Source organism: Flavobacterium sp. J27, from assembly GCF_004303025.1.
Taxonomy (GTDB): domain Bacteria; phylum Bacteroidota; class Bacteroidia; order Flavobacteriales; family Flavobacteriaceae; genus Flavobacterium.
This window is the reverse complement of sequence record NZ_PJQW01000001.1, coordinates 339,916-340,425: the sequence shown is the minus strand read 5'-3', so window position 1 is coordinate 340,425 and position 510 is coordinate 339,916. Positions and strand designations below refer to the sequence as shown.

Annotated in this window: 1 pseudogene; it reads left to right on the top strand. The window is 33.3% G+C overall.

The annotated features are described in order from the left end of the window. Positions 1-510: pseudogene (locus CX675_RS19695) on the top strand (hypothetical protein); the annotation flags it as partial.

Genomic DNA, 510 nt, shown 5'->3' with positions numbered 1-510 from the left:
CAAGAATTAAGTTTATCAGGATCTACTTTAAGCATTTCTGGTGGTACTAACACCGTTGATTTATCTACTCTTGCTGGTACTGATAGCCAAGATTTAACTTTAACAGGAAACGATTTAAGTTTAACTAATGATGCTACTTCGGTAGATTTAAGTGGTTACTTAGATAATACAGACAATCAAGAATTAAGTTTATCAGGATCTACTTTAAGCATTTCTGGTGGTACTAACACCGTTGATTTATCTACTCTTGCTGGTACTGATAGCCAAGATTTAACTTTAACAGGAAACGATTTAAGTTTAACTAATGATGCTACTTCGGTAGATTTAAGTGGTTACTTAGATAATACAGACAATCAAGAATTAAGTTTATCAGGATCTACTTTAAGCATTTCTGGTGGTACTAACACCGTTGATTTATCTTCTTTAGCTGGAACGGATAGCCAAGATTTAACTTTAACAGGAAACGATTTAAGTTTAACAAACGATGCTACATCAGTAGATTTAAGTGGC